Origin of the sequence: Streptomyces sp. NPDC093591 (assembly GCF_044764885.1) — a bacterium.
Lineage (GTDB): Bacteria > Actinomycetota > Actinomycetes > Streptomycetales > Streptomycetaceae > Streptomyces.
Genome location: NZ_JBIWIY010000003.1, coordinates 465409 through 484122 on the forward strand (window position 1 = coordinate 465409; position 18714 = coordinate 484122).

Below are 18714 nucleotides of genomic sequence, written 5' to 3' on the forward strand. Positions count from 1 at the left end.
TGCCTGCGCCTGAATTCGCAGTACTTGAAGAGCTACCACAAGATTTCTCCGCACTATGCTGGTACGGCGTGAAGTGTGACCATTGTGTTTCAGTCGCGGATGTCCGATGCGGCGCAGAGGGGGGTGCAGTGGTTTGCCGGGGAATATGGGAAATACGAGAAGCGGTGGGGTTCCGGGTTTACTGGTGACGGGGCGCTATCGATTGGTCGAGAGTATCGGCCAGGGTGGAATGGGGCGGGTGTGGCGGGCGGTCGACGAAATACTCGACCGTCTGGTCGCCGTGAAGGAAATGCGCATCGACGGCCTCGACCCGGAGGACACGCGCACGCGCCGGGAGCGCACCCTGCGGGAGGCGAGGGCGACGGCGCGGATCGACCACCCCAACGTCGTACGGGTCTACGACGTGGTCGACGAGGGCGAACGCCTGTGGATCGTCATGGAGTTGGTGGCCGGCCGCTCCCTGGAACGCATCATGGCCGAGGAGGGCCCGCTGGGCCCGTGCGCGGCGGCCCGGATCGGCCTCGGGCTGGTGGCGGCACTGCGCCAGGTCCACGCCCGAGGTGTGCTGCACCGGGACATCAAGCCGGGCAACGTCCTGGTGGAGCCGGAAGCGGTGAGCGGGCGGGGCAGGGTGGTCCTGACCGACTTCGGCATCGCGGCGATCCAGGACGCGAAGGCCCTCACCATGGTCGGCATGCTGGTCGGTTCCCCCGACTACATGGCCCCCGAACGCATCTCCGGCCGCCCCCAGGGCCCCCCGTCCGACGTCTGGTCCCTGGGCGCCACCCTGAGCGCGGCCCTCGCCGGCCGTTCCCCCTTCTCCAGGGACACGACCCTGGCGACCCTGCACGCGGTCCTGTACGAGGAGCCCGAACTCCCGGCGACCGCAGGCCCCTTGAGGGACATCCTCGCCGCCCTGCTGGAGAAGGAACCATCGATCCGCCCCGGCCTGGACGACCTGGAGACGGCACTGCAGCCGGTCGCGTTTCCGGCGCCTACGCCGACGATGCGGGTGGTCGGGGGAGGGGCGCCTGCGGCTGCTGCCGGGCGCTCGGGTACGGAGCCCGCGGGTTCTGCGAGTGGTACGGCGCCCGAGCCGGAGGCAACGGCCGCTGCAGCTCCGGAAGTTGGGCCGGTGGGCGGGCAGCTTTACGGGCAGCTGAACGGGCCGGCGGGTGGGCTCGTGGCTGCCCAGGGGGCCGAACGCGCGCCTGAGTCCGAGTCCCTTGCCTGGTCCGAGCCCCACCCCGGCTCCGAGCCCGAGCCCCATCCAGGGCCCGAGCCCATCCGCCGAGCCGATCCCGCACCTCGCCCCCAGCCCGAAACCACACGCAGGCCCGACCCCAACGGCAGCCCTCAGCCCGCCCCCGAGCCCAGGACGGCACGCACCCCCGACCCCGAGCCCCCGCCGGACCCGGTGACCCCAGCCACCCCGAGGCCCCCCACATCCACGCCCGCCTCCCTTGAAGCCTCCCGCGCCTGCGCCCCACCCGACCCCCGGCAGCCGGCAGCCGTACACGACGCGATACCGCCACAGCCCTCGACGGTGACCGAGGGCGCGGGAAGCCCCCGAACGGACCTCGGAGGCGAGTCCGGTGGAGGCGTTGGGGAGGCGGAGGTGCGCTCACCGGTCCCGACCGGCACTCCCAAGGGCGCCGGACCCCGCCGTGCCGGCGTCTCCCTGTCCCGCGCCGAAGCGGTGACCGAGCGACGGCCGGCCCCGGAGCCGGAGCTCGTGCCCGGCGCCGCGGGATCGGCCCACGCCATGCCGCCCGGCGAGCTACCAGGCCCCGCGGCCCCGGCCCGACCCCGACCCCGATCCCGGCGCGGGCGCCGCCGCACCGGCCTCATCGCCGCCGCCGGAATCGCGGTCGCGGGCGCTGCCGTAGCGGTCATCCTGGCGGCCAACTCCGATCCACCCAAGGACAATCAGGCGGGTTCCGCCACACCGACGACATCCTCCCCGGGCGGCACCCGGTCCTCCACGGTCGAGGGCACGTCGAGGCCGCAGAGCCTGCCGCCCGGAGCGCGCCGGGAGGCGGGCGGGTTCGCGTGGGTGACACCCGAGGGCTGGCGGCGGGACGTCAAGACGGGGTCGGAGGTCCACTACACCTCCCCGGACGCCAAACAGGAACTCGCCGGCAAATCGTCCTTGGCCCGCGACGACTTGATGGACTCGTGGAGCAAGTCGGAGGAGAACGCGCAGCAGGGCCAGTACCGCAAGATCCGCCTGGAACGGACGACGTTCCGCGGTCACCCGGCGGTGGTCTGGGAGTACACCTTCACCCTCCAGGGCGCCCCCTGGCACGCCCGGCTGCTGGGCTTCACCGTGGACGGCAAGTCGTACCAGATCAACACGTGGTACCAGCCGGACATCGAGGCGCAGGCCCTCAGGACCTACGAGAAGGTGAGGGACAGTTTCACGGTGCTGTGACGGCACATGGTCCGGGACACGGATCGGACGTGGATCGGGAGTGGGCCGAAACACGGGCCGGGACATGGACCGGGACATGGGTCGGGCCCTGAGGTGAGCGCACGCACGCACCTCAGGGCCCCAAAGGCCACGACGCCTCAGCTGGTCTTGATCTCGTCGCGCGGCGCATCCGAAGCAGGCGCTCCGGCAGTCGTCCCGTCAGCAGCCCCGTCAGCCGCCCCGGCAACCGCCGAGTGCCCGCCGCCGACCCGCTGCTTCACGAAGGCGATGACCAGCACGATCGCCGCCACCAGCAGCGACAACAGCACGGTCGAGCGCCCGTCGTGCTCGGTGTCGGTCAGCATGTAGCCGAGGACGAACACGATCAGCGCGGCCGTCGCCCAGGTCAGATACGGGTACAGCCACATCTTCACGACCAGCTTCTCCGGCGCCTCGGCCTGGATGATCTTCCGCATGCGCAGCTGCGAGAAGCAGATCACCAGCCAGACGAACAGCGCGACCGCACCGGAGGAGTTGACCAGGAAGAGGAAGACGGAGTCCGGGAACTTGTAGTTGAAGAACACGGCCACGAAGCCGAACACGACGGAGACGAGGATCGCCGTCCGCGGCACGCCGTTGCCGGTCGTGCGGGCGAAGGACTTCGGCGCGTCCCCGCGCTGGCCGAGCGAGAAGGCCATGCGGGAGGCGGTGTAGAGGCCGGAGTTGAGACAGGACAGCACCGAGGTCAGCACGATGAAGTTCATGATCTGACCGGCGTGCGCGATGCCGAGCGAGTCCAGCGCGGCGACGTACGAGCCCTTGTCGGCGATGGACTTGCTGTCCCAGGGCAGCAGGGCCACCACGACGAAGATCGAGCCGAGGTAGAAGACGGCGACCCGCCAGATGATGCTGTTGGTGGCCTTGGTGACGGCCTGCTGCGGGTTCTCGGACTCACCGGCGGCGAGGGTGGCGATCTCGCTGCCCATGAAGGAGAAGACGACGAGCAGCACACCTGTGAGGATCGCGCCGGCACCGTTGGGCAGGAAGCCGCCGTGGTCGGTGAGGTTGCTCAGCCCGGCGTGCTCGCTGTCGACGCCCGGCAGCAGCCCGAATACGGCCAGTCCGCCGATGACGATGAACGCGGCGATGGCGACGACCTTGATGCCCGCGAACCAGAACTCGAACTCGCCGTACGACCCGACGGAGACGAGGTTGGTGGCGGTCAGCACCACCATCACTATGAGCGCCCAGCCCCACTGCGGAACGGCCGGGATCCAGCCCTCCAGGATCTCCGCACCGGCGGTCGCCTCGACCGCCAGCACGACCACCCAGAAGAACCAGTACAGCCAGCCGATGGAGAAACCGGCCCAGGGCCCGAGCGCCCGGTCGGCGTGGGCGGAGAACGACCCGGACGTCGGGTTGGCCGCGGACATCTCACCCAGCATCCGCATCACCAGCACCACGAGCGTGCCGACGAGGGCGTAGGACAGGAGGATGCCGGGTCCCGCGGTGGCGATACCGGAGCTGGACCCGACGAAGAGTCCGGCGCCGATGACGCCACCGATGGCGATCATGGACAGATGGCGGTTCTTGAGCCCGGCCTGTAGGCCGTGGCCGCCGACGGCCGGTCCGGCCGCCTTCTGCGTCGGCTGCGAAGTCATGGAACGGATTTCCTTTGAGCCGTGGGGAGCGGTTCTCGTACGAGCGGTGATGGAGCGGCGTACGAGTCGGACCAGTGAATCCGAGGAGAACGAATTCGGGAACCTTTGATTCGTGATTGTTACTTGAGGTTTCCTTGAGCTTCCATGGCGCGCATCACAATAAACACGCCCGACACCCGGCGCTGCTGCCCCGAAACAGCCGTGTCACACTCGTTCCATGCGCGTGTATCTCGGCTCCGACCATGCGGGCTTCGAACTCAAGAACCACCTCGTCGACTGGCTCAAGGCGGCGGGCCACGACCCGGTCGACTGCGGCCCTCACATCTACGACGCCCAGGACGACTACCCGCCCTTCTGCCTCCGCGCGGCGGAGAAGACGGCCGCGGACCCCGACTCCCTCGGCATCGTGATCGGCGGCTCGGGCAACGGCGAGCAGATCGCCGCGAACAAGGTGAAGGGCGTCCGCGCGGCGCTGGCCTGGAGCGAGGAGACGGCGTCGCTGGGCCGCCAGCACAACAACGCGAACGTCGTCGCGGTGGGTGCGCGCATGCACACGCTGGACGAGGCGACCAAGTTCGTGGAGACGTTCCTCGGCACCCCGTACTCCGGTGACGAGCGCCACACCCGCCGCATCAACATGCTGGCCACCTACGAAACGACCGGCGACCTCCCCCCGATCCCCCCGCACCACCCCCAGCAGTAGCCCCCCGCGACGGGGGCTTCACCTCTCAACGCCGGTCCAGGCATTCCAGCCCGTCCGGCGTCTGAGGACGAGCACGGCCGTCCCCAGCCCCGCTTCTCGGCGCCGGCCGGCATCTCTCAGCCCGTCCGGCGTTTGAGGACGAGGCCCGTTCAGGGCCGAAGCGGGGGTCTGGGGGCGGCAGCCCCCAGGAGAGCGGGGTCGAAAGGGGCGGCAGCCCCTGGAGGATGGGACGGGTAGGGGCGGCGGGGGCGAAAACCTGCCCTCAGCCCACCCACCCGCAGACGAAAAAGGAGTCCCCGTGCCCGAGGGCCACACCATCCACCGCCTGGCCCAGGACTACTCCACCGCATTCCTCGGCACGACCCCCCACGTCACCAGCCCCCAGGGCAAGTTCTCGGACGCCGCAGAACTCCTGACCGGCTCGGAACTCACCCACACCGAGGCCCACGGCAAACACCTCTTCCTGGGCTTCCGCGCCACCGACTGGATCCACATCCACCTCGGCCTCTTCGGCAAGGTCAACTTCGGCGCCACCCCCGCACCCCCACCCACGGACACCGTCCGCCTGCGCCTGGCGAACAGCACCGCCTACGTAGACCTCCGCGGCCCCACCACCTGCGCCCTGATCACCCCCACCGAGAAGCAGGCGATACACGCCCGCCTCGGCCCCGACCCGCTCCGGGACGACGCCGACCCGCACCTGGCCTACCGGCGGATCTCCCGCAGCCGCACCACCATCGCCGCCCTCCTCATGGACCAGAAGGTCATCGCGGGCGTCGGCAACGTCTACCGAGCCGAGGTCCTCTTCCGCCACCGCATCGACCCGTACCGCGCCGGCAAGGACATCACCCTCACCCAGTGGGACGCGATCTGGACCGACCTCGTCGAGCTCATGCACGAGGGCGTCCGCAACAACCGCATCGACACCGTCCGCCCGCAGCACACCCCGGAGGCGATGGGCCGCCCGCCGCGCGTCGACGACCACGGCGGCGAGGTCTACGTCTACCGCAGGGCCAACCTGCCCTGCCACATCTGTGGCGGCGAGATCCGCACCGCCGACCTCGCCGCCCGCAACCTCTTCTGGTGCCCGGCCTGCCAGACCCCGTAAGGAAGCCGCCGACGCCCGAATAACCCGCGCGTCAGAACCCGTGCGGCAACCACGGCACCACGGCAGACGCGAACCCGACCGCCGCCTCCGTCAACGCCCCCTGCCGCAACTCCCGCACCCGCCCGGCGGCCCCCAACGCCCCCAGGCTCACGCCGCCGAGATAGGCCGCACCCAACTCCCGTACCGACAAAGAGAGATCGGCGGCGTCCGTCGTACGCTCGCACGCCGCACCCTTGGCATCCCCGGACAGCCGCCAACGCCCCGCGTTCCAGGGGCAGAAGGCGTCCTCGACCTCGAACACCACGTCCACCGGCGCCTGATACGTCCGCGCCTGAAGCGCCGCCCCCACGTCCACCAGCCGTACGTGCAACGAGTCCCGCACCCGCAGCGCACACCGCCGGATGTCGGACACCTGGTGCAGCCACGCCTCGTCCATCGGCCGCCCGTACGCCTTCACCGTGGACGTCAGGTCGATCCCGAACAGGAACCGCCACAGCGCGGCCTCCGCGGCCGGGTCCAGGGCCTGCGTGTCCCGCAGCTGGACGGAGCCCTTGGGCCCACCGGCATCCCACTCCGGCTTGACGTGGAAGCGCGCGTACCCGACGACCTCACCGTCCCGCTCCGCGAGCACACACTGCAGCGGCGACCCGCCGTCCCGCTCGCTGTCCGGGTCGAGCAGCCCGAGCCGCTCCCAGCCGGGCAGCCGCGCGAGCATTCCGGGCCGGTCGGCCACCTTGCGCGCGTACACCGCCTCGCACACGTCGAGGACGTCGCCAGGTACGGCGTAGCGCAGGCGTACGTCGTCGGTGCCGGGCGGCACGGACAGCCGGACGCGGGTCGTGTCGATCTCGGCGTTCACGTGCAAGGTGCCGACGCCGTACCCGAACCGGCCGTAGATCTCCGGCTCGGAGGCGGTCAGCACGGCGAGCGGCGGGCCCCACTCACGCACATCCTCCAGTTGCCGGCGCATCATCGACGTCAGGACGCCGCGCCGACGGTGCGTGGCGGCGACGCCGACCATCGTGACGCCGGCCGCGGGCACCGACGCGCCCCCCGGCACGGTCAGCCGGAAGCTGAAGGCCCCTGCCGTGCCGACGCACTCGCCCCCGTCCCAGGCGCCGAGGGAACGGTCGAACTCGGTGAGGGACCTCCACAAATCCCGTTCCTCGGCCGTCTCCGGGACACCGCCGAAGGCGCGGATGAGGGTGTCGTACCAGATGTCCCACTCGTCCTGCCGCAGCACCCGCAGCTCGGGACGGCCGGAGTTCCCCTGGTGGCTCGCACTGTCTTTCGCCATGAACCATGCGTACCAGGGCATTGCGGGACGAGCGAGGGAATTTCTCGTTGACGGCGGCGAGACCGCTTTCTGTGAAGTTCACTGTGAAGTTGAACCTCGGACGGGGGACAAGTGGGACCTCCCGTGCCAAGCAGCTGGTCCGATGGATAGGGTCCCGAACTAATGGCAGCAGGACGAGAGCGGCGCACGGCGGCCGAGACGTTCACGGCCCGGTTGAAGATGCAGTGGCACCGGGCCCGCGTCGGCGTGCGCAGAAGCGCGGTGGACTACTTCCGCGGCGACGGCTCGGACTGGATCGCACTGGCCGGCCTGCTCCTCACGGTTCCCCTGATCTGCGCCGTGACGATGGCCAACCCGGTGTGGTTCTCTCCCGCCGCGCTCGTCCTCCCCATCGTCGCCGGCGGTCTGCTGCTGCGCCCGGCGAGCCTGCTGGGCCTGTACGCCGCGGCGGCCACCGCCCTGATCGTGGAGTCGGTGCAGCTCGGGCCCTACACGGAGGGCCCGTCCCGCGTGACCCCCGGCGTGGTCCTGGTGGTGGCGGCCTGCGGCTTCTTCGGCCTCCTCATCGCGCAGTTCCGCAGCCGCGTCGGCGTGCCCTGGCGGCGCGGCGGCACGATGCTCTTCGACCTGCGCGAACGCATCCGCGTCCAGAGCAAGCTCCCGAGCCTGCCGCACGGCTGGCACCGCGAGATGGCCCTGCGCCCGGCGGGCGGTCAGTCCTTCTCCGGCGACTTCGTCGTCGCGGCCCGCACGAACGGCGGCCGCACGCTGGAGGTCGTCCTGACGGACGTCTCCGGCAAGGGCATGGACGCGGGCTCCCGCGCCCTGCTCCTGTCCGGAGCCTTCGGCGGCCTCCTGGGCAGCCTGCCCCCACACGCGTTCCTCCCGGCGGCGAACGGCTACCTGCTCCGCCAGGACTGGGACGAGGGTTTCGCGACCTCGATCCACCTGGTCCTGGACCTGGACTCGGGAGACTACGAGCTGTACTCCGCGGGCCACCCCCCGGGCCTGCAACTGAGCGCGGGCAGCGGCCGCTGGGAGGAGAAGGCGGCCGAGGGCCCCCTTCTCGGCGTGTACGACGGCGCCCAGTTCGACCCCGTGAAGGGCACACTCCGCCCCGGAGACGTGCTCATGCTGTTCACGGACGGCCTGGTCGAGACGTCCGACCGCGACATCGTCGAGGGCATAGACCGCCTCACCGGCGAGGCCGACCGCTACGTCGCCGGCGGCTTCCACGGCGCCGCCTGGCACCTCATCGAGGCCGTCGCGAGGGACGTCAACGACGACAGGGCACTCCTCCTGATCTGCCGCGAGGGCCCGACGACAACGACCCCACGCTGACCCCACCCGGCTCCCCGGTGCCGGGCGCGCTTCTCAGCGTCTCGCGTCGCTTCTCAGCGTCTCGCGTCGCTTCTCAGCGTCTGGCGTCGCGCCTCAGCCTCTGACGTTGCTTCTCAGCGTCTGGCGTCGCTTCCCAGCCTCTGGCGTCACTTCTTCAACGCCAGTCCGGTCATTCCAGCCCGTCCGGCGTTTGAGGACGAGGCCCGTTCAGGGCCGAAGCGGGGGTCTGGGGGCGGCAGCCCCCAGGGACGCGGGGTCGAAGGGGCGGCAGCCCCTGGAGGATGGGACGGGTAGGGGCGGCGGGGGCGACACACTGGACGAGTGACCGAACCCGACCGAACCCCGCTGCCCCTCACCGCCGTAGAGGCCCTCGCCCGCACCGCCCACGCCCACCAGACCGACAAGGCCGGCCGCCCGTACACCGAACACCTCCAGGCCGTCGCCGAAGGCGTACGCGCACGCGGCGGCGACAACGACCAGATCGCCGCGGCCTGGCTGCACGACGCCGTGGAGGACGACGCCCTGACCGAACACCGACTGGAAGAAACCCCCCTGAGCCGCCGCACGAAGGACATCGTGCTGGCGCTCACCAAGCGGCCCGGAGAACCCCCCGAGGCCTACGCCGCACGCATCCTCGCCACCGACGGCGCCCTGCTGGTGAAGGAGGCAGACCTGGCGCACAACGCGAACCCGACCCGCCTCGCGGTCCTCGACGAGGCCACCCGCAAACGACTGACCGAGAAGTACGCACGCATGCGCGCACTTCTCGGTCTGGTCGGCAAGTGACGTCCCACGAGGGGAACGGTCACGAGGAGAACCCTCGGCGTCGGCTCAGGCGTTGACCTTCTCGCGCGGCGCCGCACCCTCACGCTTCTCGCGCTCCCGCGCCACCTCCGCCGCGTCCCGCTTGAACGCCCAGTCCATCTTGGGCTCCATCGCGAACCGGAACACCCGCTGCACCGGCTTGGTGCACAGCAGCGTCACACCGACAGCAGCACAGACGGTGACGAAGATCTCGCCGAGCGGCCGGTGCAGCCAGGCGGCCTCGAACCAGCCCTGGTAGTCCCCGGCCTTCACGAAGAACCCGTGCAGCAGATAGCCGTACAGCGTCCCCGCGCCGAGCGCCGTGAACCACATGTGCCGACGCGGCACCCAGGCGAAGAAGCAGGCCGTCAGCAGCAGCGAGCAGCCGAACATCGCCAGCACCATGACCGGTCCGCTCCACCACGGCGCGCCCAGCTCCTGCGCGGCGTCACGGTGGTAGAACCACGCGGTGTTCATCCGCGGTACCGCCCACCAGCCGAAGGCCAGCGCCACCGCGCCCACCGGCACGGACAGGATCCGCACCGTGCGCGTGCGCACCATGTGGAAGTGCTCGGGCTTCATGATCAGGCCCAGCACGAAGTACGGCAGGAACTGCAGCACCCGCTGCAGGTCCAGGTCGTCGCCGATCTCCGGGGTGACCGTCGCCGCCATGGCGAGGCCGAGCGCGATCGGCAGCGGCCAGCGCACCATCTTCCAGATGGGCGTGGTCATCCGCCAGATGAACAGCGCGCACAGGAACCACGTCAGGTACCACGGGTCCAGGAGGCTGATCTCCTGGCTCGGGTCCTCGTCGATCCAGCGCTTGAAGAGCGGATACGCCGTCTCGAACACGATGTACGGCACGGCGACGCCGGTGATCAGCCGCTTCATCCGGTTCGGGCTCGCGTCGAAACTGCGCGAGAAGAAGCCGGAGATGATGATGAACGCCGGCATGTGGAAGGTGTACACGACGGTGTACACGGCCTCCAGGGTCCGACTGTCGCCCTTGATCGGCTCCCAGGCGTGTCCTATGGCGACGAGAACGATCGCCAGGTACTTGGCGTTGTCGAAGAACGCGTCGCGCTGCTTGGACCCGCTGGACGCGGGTCTGTTGTTCGCCTGAGCCTTGCTGTTGTGCGGCGAGCGCGGACTCGGCACTCCGTCCGCCGGCGACTGGGCCGGGGGGAGTGGCGTTCTGTTGTGGCCGTGCGGTCGCAGTGAGTCCGTCACAGGCCCTCCCGCCGGAAGCCGGGGGAGGCGATCCAGGACTTTGCTGCGCATGCGGGGGACGAGGCAGCGTGGAACATCTGAGGCACCCTAGCGTTGTCTGTGTGTTTTCGTAAAACGCGCCAGGTCATTCCTGGTTATTGCGCTTGACCACGCGTGTACGACGAACATGCACCTGGCGGACACCTGTTGGCCACCCGTCTTGTCCGGATTCATCCGGACTAAGGGGTGCATATGGGCAGGAGCTGACTCCGGTGGAATGATCAGAGTGCGGAGAATTCGAAATACCCGCGAACACGTTGTGTGCCGATGGAAACGATCCCGCCGAATTCCCTGCGCGAGCGTCCCCTCGAAATGCTGTACGGGTACAACGTGAGAGGTCGGCGCGGGCCGAGGGTCCGCACAGATCCGGCACAGGTGTGGCGAACGAAACGTCACGTGCCGCATAGCGGAGCCCGGTTGGTGGCACGATGGTTCTGGCGGGGGTGCGCGGGGTGCATCCCCGGGCCGGGAGAGCGGACCGACCGAGGGTGTGATCTGTTGTGGCCATTTCGCTGTCAGTGGTGTTGCTGTTGGCGATCATTTTGGTGGTGTTGATCCGTGGCGGATCCCTGAAGGCCGGTCCTGCCGTCGTCGCCGTGCTGTTCGGCTTCTTCCTGGCCTCGACCGGCATGGCCGACGACATCCAGCGGTTCCTCAACTCGATAGCGGAGACGATCAACTCCATCCAGTTCTAGGGTCCGTGGGGCCGCCTGGAAACGTACGGATACCCTCGTTCGTGATCGTCGAACGGTCCGGAACGGGGGAACGTACGGATGGCGCTGCGCGAGACGGACCCGCCCGAGGTGGGCGGCTACCGGATCGAGGACCGTCTCGGCTCCGGCGGCATGGGCGTGGTCTACCTGGCGCGCTCCGCCTCCGGTCGGCGCCTCGCCCTCAAGGTCGTGCACGCGCAGTACGCCGACGACGACGAGTTCCGCACCCGCTTCCGCCGCGAGGTGGCCGCCGCCCGCCAGGTCAGCGGCGCCTTCACCGCTCCCGTCGTGGACGCGGACGCCGACGCGCCGCGCCCCTGGATGGCCACGCTCTACATCCCCGGCGAGGACCTCGGCACCCACGTCCGCCGCCACGGCCCCCTGCCCCTGCCGGAGTTGCGCGAACTCGCCGCCGGCCTCGCCGAGGCCCTCCGGGACATCCACCGCGCCGGCATGGTCCACCGCGATCTGAAACCGGCCAATGTGATGCTCGCCGAGGACGGCCCCCGCGTCATCGACTTCGGCATCTCCCGCGCCGTCGAGTTCGCGGCCCAGGACGTCCTCACCCAGACCGGCCGCGTGATGGGCACCCCGCCTTATATGTCCCCGGAACAGTTCTCCTCCCCCCAGGACGTGGGCCCGGCCGCCGACGTCTTCTCCCTCGGCTCGGTCGTCGCATACGCCGCCACCGGTCACGGCCCCTTCGACAGCCCGAGCCCCTACGAGACGGCCGTACGCGTCGTCGACGGTGACCCGGAACTCGACGACGTGCCGCCCGAGTTGCTCCCCTTCGTCCGCCTCTGCCTGGAGAAGCACCCCAAGTCCCGCCCGACACCGGACGAGTTGCTGGGCCTGCTGCGCGACGGCGCCCTGCCCGACCCGCGCCCCGCGGCCGAGACGCCGACGGTCACGGACGCCGCCCGGCCCCGCGAGCGGCGCAGGCGCCTGTGGCTGACGTCCGCGGCGGGCGCGGTAGCCCTCGCGGCCGTCGCCACCACGACGGTCGCCCTCACCGCCGACGGCTCCGACCCGGGGAACCTGCCCGTCGGCTGGCAGGCCTGGCACCAGAAGTCGAAGGACCCCAGCGTCGACAAGGAGCCGGTGACCGCCGACGGCCCCTTCAGCCGCTGCGCGGCCACCGGCAGGTCCCTCGTGTGTGCCGGCGACGACATCATGGCGACCCGCTTCGCCCTCGCCGACGGCCGCAACACCTGGGCCCGGCCGATCGACGAGACACCCGACGACCTCGGCGGCGGCGACGCGGGGACGATCATCGCCGCCCGCAGCGGCCGCGTGTACGTCTACGGCGCCGACGACGCGACGTCGGCGAGGACAGGTTCCCGTCGCGCTACACCATCCAGGCACTGGACGCCGATACCGGCAAGGCGATCTGGAGGACGGTCACCGGCGAAGGCGAGGAGGCGACGGAGCCGAGCAGCGAGCACGGCCTGTCGGCAGCCGTACCCGAGGGCGTCATCTCCGTCCACGGCGCGAAGGGACGGCAGTACGCCCTGCTCGACGCCGACGACGGCAAGGTCCGCTGGAAACGCCCGCTGCCCGACCCGGACACCCGGATGTGCCTGCTGCGCAGCGCCGCCCGGAACGGGTACCTGGTGTGCCAGAAGTGGGCCGGCGACACCATCACCAGCACGAGCGTCGCGCAACTCGACCCGGCCACCGGCCGTCCTCGCTGGACCGTGCAGGTCAAGGGCGGCCAGGACGTCGTAGGACAGGCCGACGGACGCCTGGTGGCGCTCGGCACGACCGGTCCCCACCGGACACTGACCCTGATCAACGCCGCCTCGCACGTCGTGACGACCGTACGGCTGTCCCAGGCCCAGCCCGAGGGCGGGACCCCCACCCTGCTGAACGGCAGGCTCTACTTCACCTTCCCCAGCGGCAGCGTCCGCGCGATCGCCCCGGACAGCGGCCGCCAGATCTGGCAGAGCAACTCCACCGTGGAATCACCGGGCCCCCCGACCGCCTCCGCCGCCCGCCTGTACCTGGCCTCCCCCACCGGCCGCCTGGCAGCCCTGAACCTGCGCACCGGCACCGTCGAGGCCACCCTCCAGGGCCGCGACGACGGCGGCACCGCCGGCTCCACGGGCAGCGGCGCCCCCCTGACCCTCGTAGGCGACGCCCTCTACGTCCCGTACGGCATCCGCTCCGTCTACACCGTGGACGTACGCACCCTGTGAGACCGGCCCCCCGGAAAACGATCAGGGCCAGGCGGAGGAATCATCCTCTGACCTGGCCCTGAGCCGTACAGAGCGGGCGACGGGAATCGAACCCGCGTAGCTAGTTTGGAAGACTAGGGCTCTACCATTGAGCTACGCCCGCACAGGACGCGCCGCAGGTCAGGTGACCGCGGCACTGCAGGCATCGTAGCGGGTCACGCCCCCTCGACGCACACCCCATTGCCGTACGCCCGATCCCGGTCGCCGACGTCGGCGAAATGCGGCGGACCCACTGCCTGCGGGCATGTACCCTACGTGTCGCACCAGCACGGGGTGTGGCGCAGCTTGGTAGCGCGTCCGCTTTGGGAGCGGAAGGCCGTGGGTTCAAATCCCGCCACCCCGACCACGACCGGGTCCACGCCGGCCATACGCGCGACGACCTCGGGTGATCGCGTCCCTTGATCGCCTTTGGGGCGTGTCGCCGCTGCCGTTACTATGCAAGCTGCACGCCCGTGTGTCTCTCCGTACGAAGTCACGAAGTCCTCCGGGCGGCGAATTTGCCGGACCAGTCTGGCTCCGGCAGAACCCAAGAAGTCAGCCACAAGGAGACCGAACCGTGAAGAGCGCCGTGGAGACCCTGAACCCGACTCGGGTTCGGCTCACTGTCGAGGTGCCCTTCGAGGAGCTCAAGGACAGCCTCGACGCGGCGTACAAGAAGATCAACCAGCAGGTCACGGTGAAGGGCTTCCGCAAGGGCAAGATCCCGGCCCGCGTCATCGACCAGCGGTTCGGCCGCGGTGCGGTCCTGGAGGAGGCGGTCAACGACGCGCTTCCGAAGTTCTACACCGAGGCGGTCAACGAGGCCGAGCTCAACGTCCTGGGCCAGCCCGAGGTCGACATCACCGAGCTGAAGGACGGCGAGACGCTGAACTTCACCGCCGAGGTCGACGTCCGCCCCGCCATCGAGATCCCGGACTACTCCGGCATCGAGGTCGAGGTCGACGCCGTCGAGGTCACCGACGAGGACGTCGAGAAGTCGGTCGAGCAGCTCCGCGAGCGCTTCGCGTCGACCTCCCCGGTCGAGCGCGCCGCCGAGGACGGCGACGTCGTCACGATCGACCTGCAGGCCAAGGTCGACGGCGAGGTCCTGGAGGACGGCGTCGCCGAGGGCGTCTCCTACACCATCGGCTCCGGCGAGCTGCTGGACGGCATCGACGACGCCGTGAAGGGCCTGGAGGCCGGTGGCGAGGCCACCTTCACCTCCGAGCTCAAGGGCGGCTCGGCGGCCGGCAAGGAGGCCGAGGTCACCGTCAAGGTCACCCAGGTCGCAGCGCGCGAACTGCCCGAGCTGGACGACGACTTCGCGCAGCTCGCCTCCGAGTTCGACACCCTCGACGAGCTCAAGGCCGACAGCCGCAAGCGCCTCGAGAACATGAAGCAGTACGACCAGGCCACGCAGGCCCAGGAGCGCGTCCTGGAGAAGCTGCTGGAGCTCGTCGAGGTGCCCGTCCCCGAGAAGCTCCTCGAGGACGAGATCAACACCCGTAAGCACAACCTGGAGCACCACCAGCTCGGCCAGATGGGCCTCGACCTCGAGAAGTACCTCGAGATCCAGGGCAAGACGGTCGAGGAGTTCGACGCCGAGACCAAGGAAGCCGCGGTCAAGGGCATCAAGACGCAGTTCGTCCTCGACGAGCTCGTCAAGCAGGAGAAGCTGAACGTCAACCAGGAGGAGCTCACCGAGCACCTCATGCGCCGCGCCGCCTCCTCCGGCATGTCCCCCGACCAGTTCGCCCAGGCGGTCGTCGAGGGCGGCCAGGTTCCGCTCCTGGTCGGCGAGGTCGCCCGCGGCAAGGCCCTGGCCGTCGTGGTCGAGAAGGCCACGGTCAAGGACACCAACGGCGAGGTCATCGACCTGGACGACGAGGACGAGGTCGAGCAGGCCACGGAGACCGTCGAGGCCGCCGAGGGCACCGCCGACGCCTCCGACGAGGAGAAGTCCGAGGGCTGAGCCCACGGCGCCGCGTAGCTCGTAGGAGGGGCCCTGGGGACACACAACGTCCCCGGGGCCCCTCTGTCGTACGGCCGGGTAATGCCGCTCAGGGGCGCGGGGAACTGCGCGAGCAACCACACACCACCCGCACTCACCCACTGACCAGCGGAGCTACGGCGAGAAATCCGCCCCACCCAGCGGAGCGCATGCGCTGACAGCGAACACCCGCTGAACCGGGATTGCAGCGCAGGGCCACCGCGTTAGGGTCCATGAATATGAGGGCAGGGGAGCCCCCGTTGCCCGCAGAAGACGTAAGACGGCCCGGCGCCGTCGTAAGACGAGCAGGTGGATACGTGACGAATCTGATGCCCTCCGCCGCCGGCGAGCCTTCCATCGGTGGTGGCCTCGGCGACCAGGTCTACAACCGGCTGCTCAACGAGCGGATCATCTTCCTCGGCCAGCCGGTCGACGACGACATCGCGAACAAGATCACCGCGCAGTTGCTGCTCCTTGCCGCTGACCCGGAAAAGGACATCTACCTCTACATCAACAGCCCCGGCGGCTCGATCACGGCCGGTATGGCGATCTACGACACCATGCAGTACATCAAGAACGACGTGGTGACCATCGCCATGGGCCTCGCCGCCTCCATGGGCCAGTTCCTGCTCAGCGCGGGCACCCCCGGCAAGCGCTTCGCGCTGCCGAACGCCGAGATCCTGATCCACCAGCCCTCCGCGGGCCTGGCCGGCTCGGCCTCCGACATCAAGATCCACGCCGAGCGGCTGCTGCACACCAAGAAGCGCATGGCCGAGCTCACGGCGCAGCACACCGGTCAGACGATCGAGCAGATCACCCGGGACTCGGACCGCGACCGCTGGTTCGACGCCCACGAGGCCAAGGAGTACGGCCTCATTGACGACGTGATGGAAACGGCCGCCGGTATGCCGGGTGGCGGCGGCACCGGGGCCTGAGGCCCCAGGACAGCCCCCAGCCGACCGCCTCAGCCCCAAGGAGACAGACAGTGAACGACTTCCCCGGCAACGGCCTGTACGACCGTACGCGCGCCGAGTACGCGGGCCCCGTGGCCGAGTCCCGGTACGTCATCCCGCGCTTCGTGGAGCGCACCTCGCAGGGCATCCGCGAGTACGACCCGTACGCGAAGCTCTTCGAGGAGCGCGTGATCTTCCTCGGCGTGCAGATCGACGACGCCTCCGCGAACGACGTCATGGCGCAGCTGCTGTGCCTGGAGTCGATGGACCCCGACCGGGACATCTCGGTCTACATCAACAGCCCCGGCGGCTCCTTCACCGCGCTCACGGCCATCTACGACACGATGCAGTTCGTGAAGCCGGACATCCAGACGGTCTGCATGGGCCAGGCGGCCTCCGCCGCCGCCGTCCTGCTGGCCGCCGGCACGCCCGGCAAGCGCATGGCGCTGCCGAACGCGCGCGTGCTGATCCACCAGCCGTACAGCGAGACGGGCCGCGGTCAGGTCTCCGACCTGGAGATCGCCGCCAACGAGATCCTGCGGATGCGCTCGCAGCTGGAGGAGATGCTGGCCAAGCACTCCACCACGCCGATCGAGAAGATCCGCGAGGACATCGAGCGCGACAAGATCCTCACGGCCGAGGACGCGCTGTCGTACGGGCTGATCGACCAGATCATCTCCACCCGGAAGATGAACAACGCCGACGTTCGCTGACGCGGACCGGTAATGTCTGCTGCCCCTTGGCACGGTTTGGGACGGTGCACGTCAAAGTGAACCGCGCCAAGGGGGGCCCGAACGGGGGGCCAGGCAAGGTACCGTCGGACATAAGGCAGCACCAGGAGCCGCTGGATTCGAAAACGTCCAGTCGTCTCCACGGCGAAGGGGAAGCACACCGTGGCACGCATCGGTGACGGCGGCGATCTGCTCAAGTGCTCGTTCTGCGGCAAGAGCCAGAAGCAGGTCAAGAAGCTCATCGCAGGCCCTGGTGTGTACATCTGCGACGAGTGCATCGATCTCTGCAACGAGATCATCGAGGAAGAGCTCGCGGAGACCAGTGAGGTCCGCTGGGAGGAACTGCCCAAGCCGCGCGAGATCTACGAGTTCCTCGAGGGCTATGTGGTCGGCCAGGAAGCAGCCAAGAAGGCGCTCTCCGTCGCCGTCTACAACCACTACAAGCGCGTCCAGGCAGGCGAGAACGGCGGCGGTCAAAGCCGCGAGGACGCCATCGAGTTGGCGAAGTCCAACATCCTGCTGCTGGGCCCCACGGGATCCGGCAAGACCCTGCTGGCGCAGACCCTGGCCCGCATGCTGAACGTCCCGTTCGCCATCGCCGACGCGACGGCGCTGACGGAGGCCGGGTACGTCGGCGAGGACGTCGAGAACATCCTGCTGAAGCTGATCCAGGCGGCCGACTACGACGTCAAGAAGGCCGAGACCGGGATCATCTACATCGACGAGATCGACAAGGTCGCGCGGAAGAGTGAAAACCCGTCGATCACCCGGGACGTCAGCGGTGAGGGCGTCCAGCAGGCCCTGCTGAAGATCCTGGAGGGCACCACCGCCTCGGTCCCGCCGCAGGGCGGCCGCAAGCACCCGCACCAGGAGTTCATCCAGATCGACACGACGAACGTCCTGTTCATCGTGGGTGGCGCGTTCGCCGGTCTGGAGAAGATCATCGAGTCCCGGGCCGGCGCCAAGGGCATCGGCTTCGGCGCGACGATCCGCTCCAAGCGCGAGCTGGAGGCCAAGGACCAGTTCGAGGACGTCATGCCCGAGGACCTGGTCAAGTTCGGCATGATCCCCGAGTTCATCGGTCGGCTCCCCGTCATCACGAGCGTGCACAACCTCGACCGGGAAGCCCTCCTCCAGATCCTCGTCGAGCCCCGCAACGCCCTGGTCAAGCAGTACCAGCGCCTCTTCGAACTCGACGGCGTGGAACTCGACTTCGAGCGCGAGGCCCTGGAGGCCATCGCCGACCAGGCCATCCTCCGCCAGACGGGCGCGCGCGGCCTGCGCGCCATCATGGAGGAGGTCCTGATGTCGGTGATGTACGAGGTGCCGTCGCGCAAGGACGTCGCCCGGGTCGTCATCACGGCGGACGTCGTTCACTCGAACGTGAACCCGACGCTGATTCCGCGGGATGCGCGAGGGCGTGGGTCGGGGGAGCAGAAGACGGCGTAACCGCTCAACGCACGTACGAAGGGGCCCCGGTCAGCAGACCGGGGCCCTTCTTCATCCTTGCGGTAC

14 protein-coding genes, 2 tRNA genes and 2 pseudogenes are annotated in these 18714 nt (G+C 69.4%); 14 read left to right on the forward strand and 4 right to left on the reverse strand.

Annotation, left to right across the window (positions count from 1 at the left end; genetic code table 11):
* Positions 1–145 precede the first annotated feature (145 nt).
* Positions 146–2434, forward strand: coding sequence for a protein kinase (locus tag ACIREI_RS08730; protein WP_403329081.1), 2289 nt, complete (start codon positions 146–148; stop codon positions 2432–2434).
* Positions 2435–2571: 137 nt separating this feature from the next.
* Here the strand turns inward: ACIREI_RS08730 and ACIREI_RS08735 are convergent, their stop codons facing one another.
* A complete protein-coding gene (locus tag ACIREI_RS08735; RefSeq protein WP_403329084.1) occupies positions 2572–4074 on the reverse strand; it encodes an amino acid permease in 1503 nt (500 codons plus the stop codon).
* Between the two features lie 217 nt (positions 4075–4291).
* Here ACIREI_RS08735 and ACIREI_RS08740 point away from each other — a divergent pair, with 217 nt between their 5' ends.
* Complete coding sequence (locus tag ACIREI_RS08740; protein WP_403329087.1) at positions 4292–4777, forward strand: ribose-5-phosphate isomerase; 486 nt, start codon at positions 4292–4294, stop codon at positions 4775–4777.
* Between the two features lie 298 nt (positions 4778–5075).
* Entirely contained in the window at positions 5076–5885 is an 810-nt protein-coding gene (locus ACIREI_RS08745; protein ID WP_403329088.1) for an Fpg/Nei family DNA glycosylase, read from the forward strand.
* A 31-nt stretch (positions 5886–5916) separates the two neighbouring features.
* Here the strand turns inward: ACIREI_RS08745 and ACIREI_RS08750 are convergent, their stop codons facing one another.
* Positions 5917–7182 (reverse strand): GNAT family N-acetyltransferase, encoded by a 1266-nt coding sequence (locus ACIREI_RS08750; RefSeq protein ID WP_403329091.1) that lies wholly within the window; start codon positions 7180–7182, stop codon positions 5917–5919.
* Between the two features lie 162 nt (positions 7183–7344).
* Between ACIREI_RS08750 and ACIREI_RS08755 the strand changes: the two genes are divergently transcribed.
* Positions 7345–8523, forward strand: coding sequence for a PP2C family protein-serine/threonine phosphatase (locus ACIREI_RS08755; RefSeq protein ID WP_403329094.1), 1179 nt, complete (start codon positions 7345–7347; stop codon positions 8521–8523).
* Positions 8524–8844: 321 nt separating this feature from the next.
* Entirely contained in the window at positions 8845–9309 is a 465-nt protein-coding gene (locus ACIREI_RS08760) for an HD domain-containing protein (RefSeq protein ID WP_403329097.1), read from the forward strand.
* A gap of 45 nt (positions 9310–9354) precedes the next feature.
* On the opposite strand, the gene ACIREI_RS08765 is transcribed toward ACIREI_RS08760, so the two are convergent.
* The gene (locus ACIREI_RS08765) at positions 9355–10557 is read right to left on the reverse strand and encodes an acyltransferase family protein (RefSeq protein WP_403329100.1); all 1203 of its coding nucleotides are present in this window, start codon (positions 10555–10557) and stop codon (positions 9355–9357) included.
* A gap of 539 nt (positions 10558–11096) precedes the next feature.
* On the opposite strand from ACIREI_RS08765, the gene ACIREI_RS08770 reads away from it, so the two are divergent.
* The 4 genes and pseudogenes from ACIREI_RS08770 to ACIREI_RS08785 all read left to right on the forward strand — a co-directional run bounded on the left by ACIREI_RS08770 (position 11097) and on the right by ACIREI_RS08785 (position 13507).
* Positions 11097–11291, forward strand: coding sequence for a hypothetical protein (locus ACIREI_RS08770; RefSeq protein WP_030044846.1), 195 nt, complete (start codon positions 11097–11099; stop codon positions 11289–11291).
* Positions 11292–11441: 150 nt separating this feature from the next.
* Positions 11442–12098: pseudogene (locus ACIREI_RS08775) on the forward strand (serine/threonine-protein kinase); the annotation flags it as partial.
* Positions 12099–12463: 365 nt separating this feature from the next.
* Positions 12464–12808, forward strand: a pseudogene (locus ACIREI_RS08780) (hypothetical protein); the annotation flags it as partial.
* A 198-nt stretch (positions 12809–13006) separates the two neighbouring features.
* On the forward strand, positions 13007–13507 hold the full coding sequence (locus ACIREI_RS08785; RefSeq protein ID WP_403329457.1) for a PQQ-binding-like beta-propeller repeat protein: 501 nt from the start codon (positions 13007–13009) through the stop codon (positions 13505–13507).
* 71 nt (positions 13508–13578) lie between these two features.
* On the opposite strand, the gene ACIREI_RS08790 is transcribed toward ACIREI_RS08785, so the two are convergent.
* Positions 13579–13649, reverse strand: a tRNA-Gly gene (locus ACIREI_RS08790).
* A gap of 166 nt (positions 13650–13815) precedes the next feature.
* Between ACIREI_RS08790 and ACIREI_RS08795 the strand changes: the two genes are divergently transcribed.
* From ACIREI_RS08795 to clpX, 5 genes are all read left to right on the forward strand, one after another.
* Positions 13816–13892 (forward strand) — tRNA-Pro (locus ACIREI_RS08795).
* A gap of 210 nt (positions 13893–14102) precedes the next feature.
* A complete protein-coding gene (tig, locus tag ACIREI_RS08800; RefSeq protein ID WP_403329104.1) occupies positions 14103–15497 on the forward strand; it encodes a trigger factor in 1395 nt (464 codons plus the stop codon).
* Positions 15498–15844: 347 nt separating this feature from the next.
* Positions 15845–16450 (forward strand): ATP-dependent Clp protease proteolytic subunit, encoded by a 606-nt coding sequence (locus ACIREI_RS08805; protein WP_128428974.1) that lies wholly within the window; start codon positions 15845–15847, stop codon positions 16448–16450.
* Positions 16451–16500: 50 nt separating this feature from the next.
* The gene (locus tag ACIREI_RS08810; protein ID WP_128428488.1) at positions 16501–17181 is read left to right on the forward strand and encodes an ATP-dependent Clp protease proteolytic subunit; all 681 of its coding nucleotides are present in this window, start codon (positions 16501–16503) and stop codon (positions 17179–17181) included.
* 180 nt (positions 17182–17361) lie between these two features.
* Entirely contained in the window at positions 17362–18648 is a 1287-nt protein-coding gene (clpX, locus tag ACIREI_RS08815; RefSeq protein ID WP_004001291.1) for an ATP-dependent Clp protease ATP-binding subunit ClpX, read from the forward strand.
* Positions 18649–18714 lie beyond the last annotated feature (66 nt).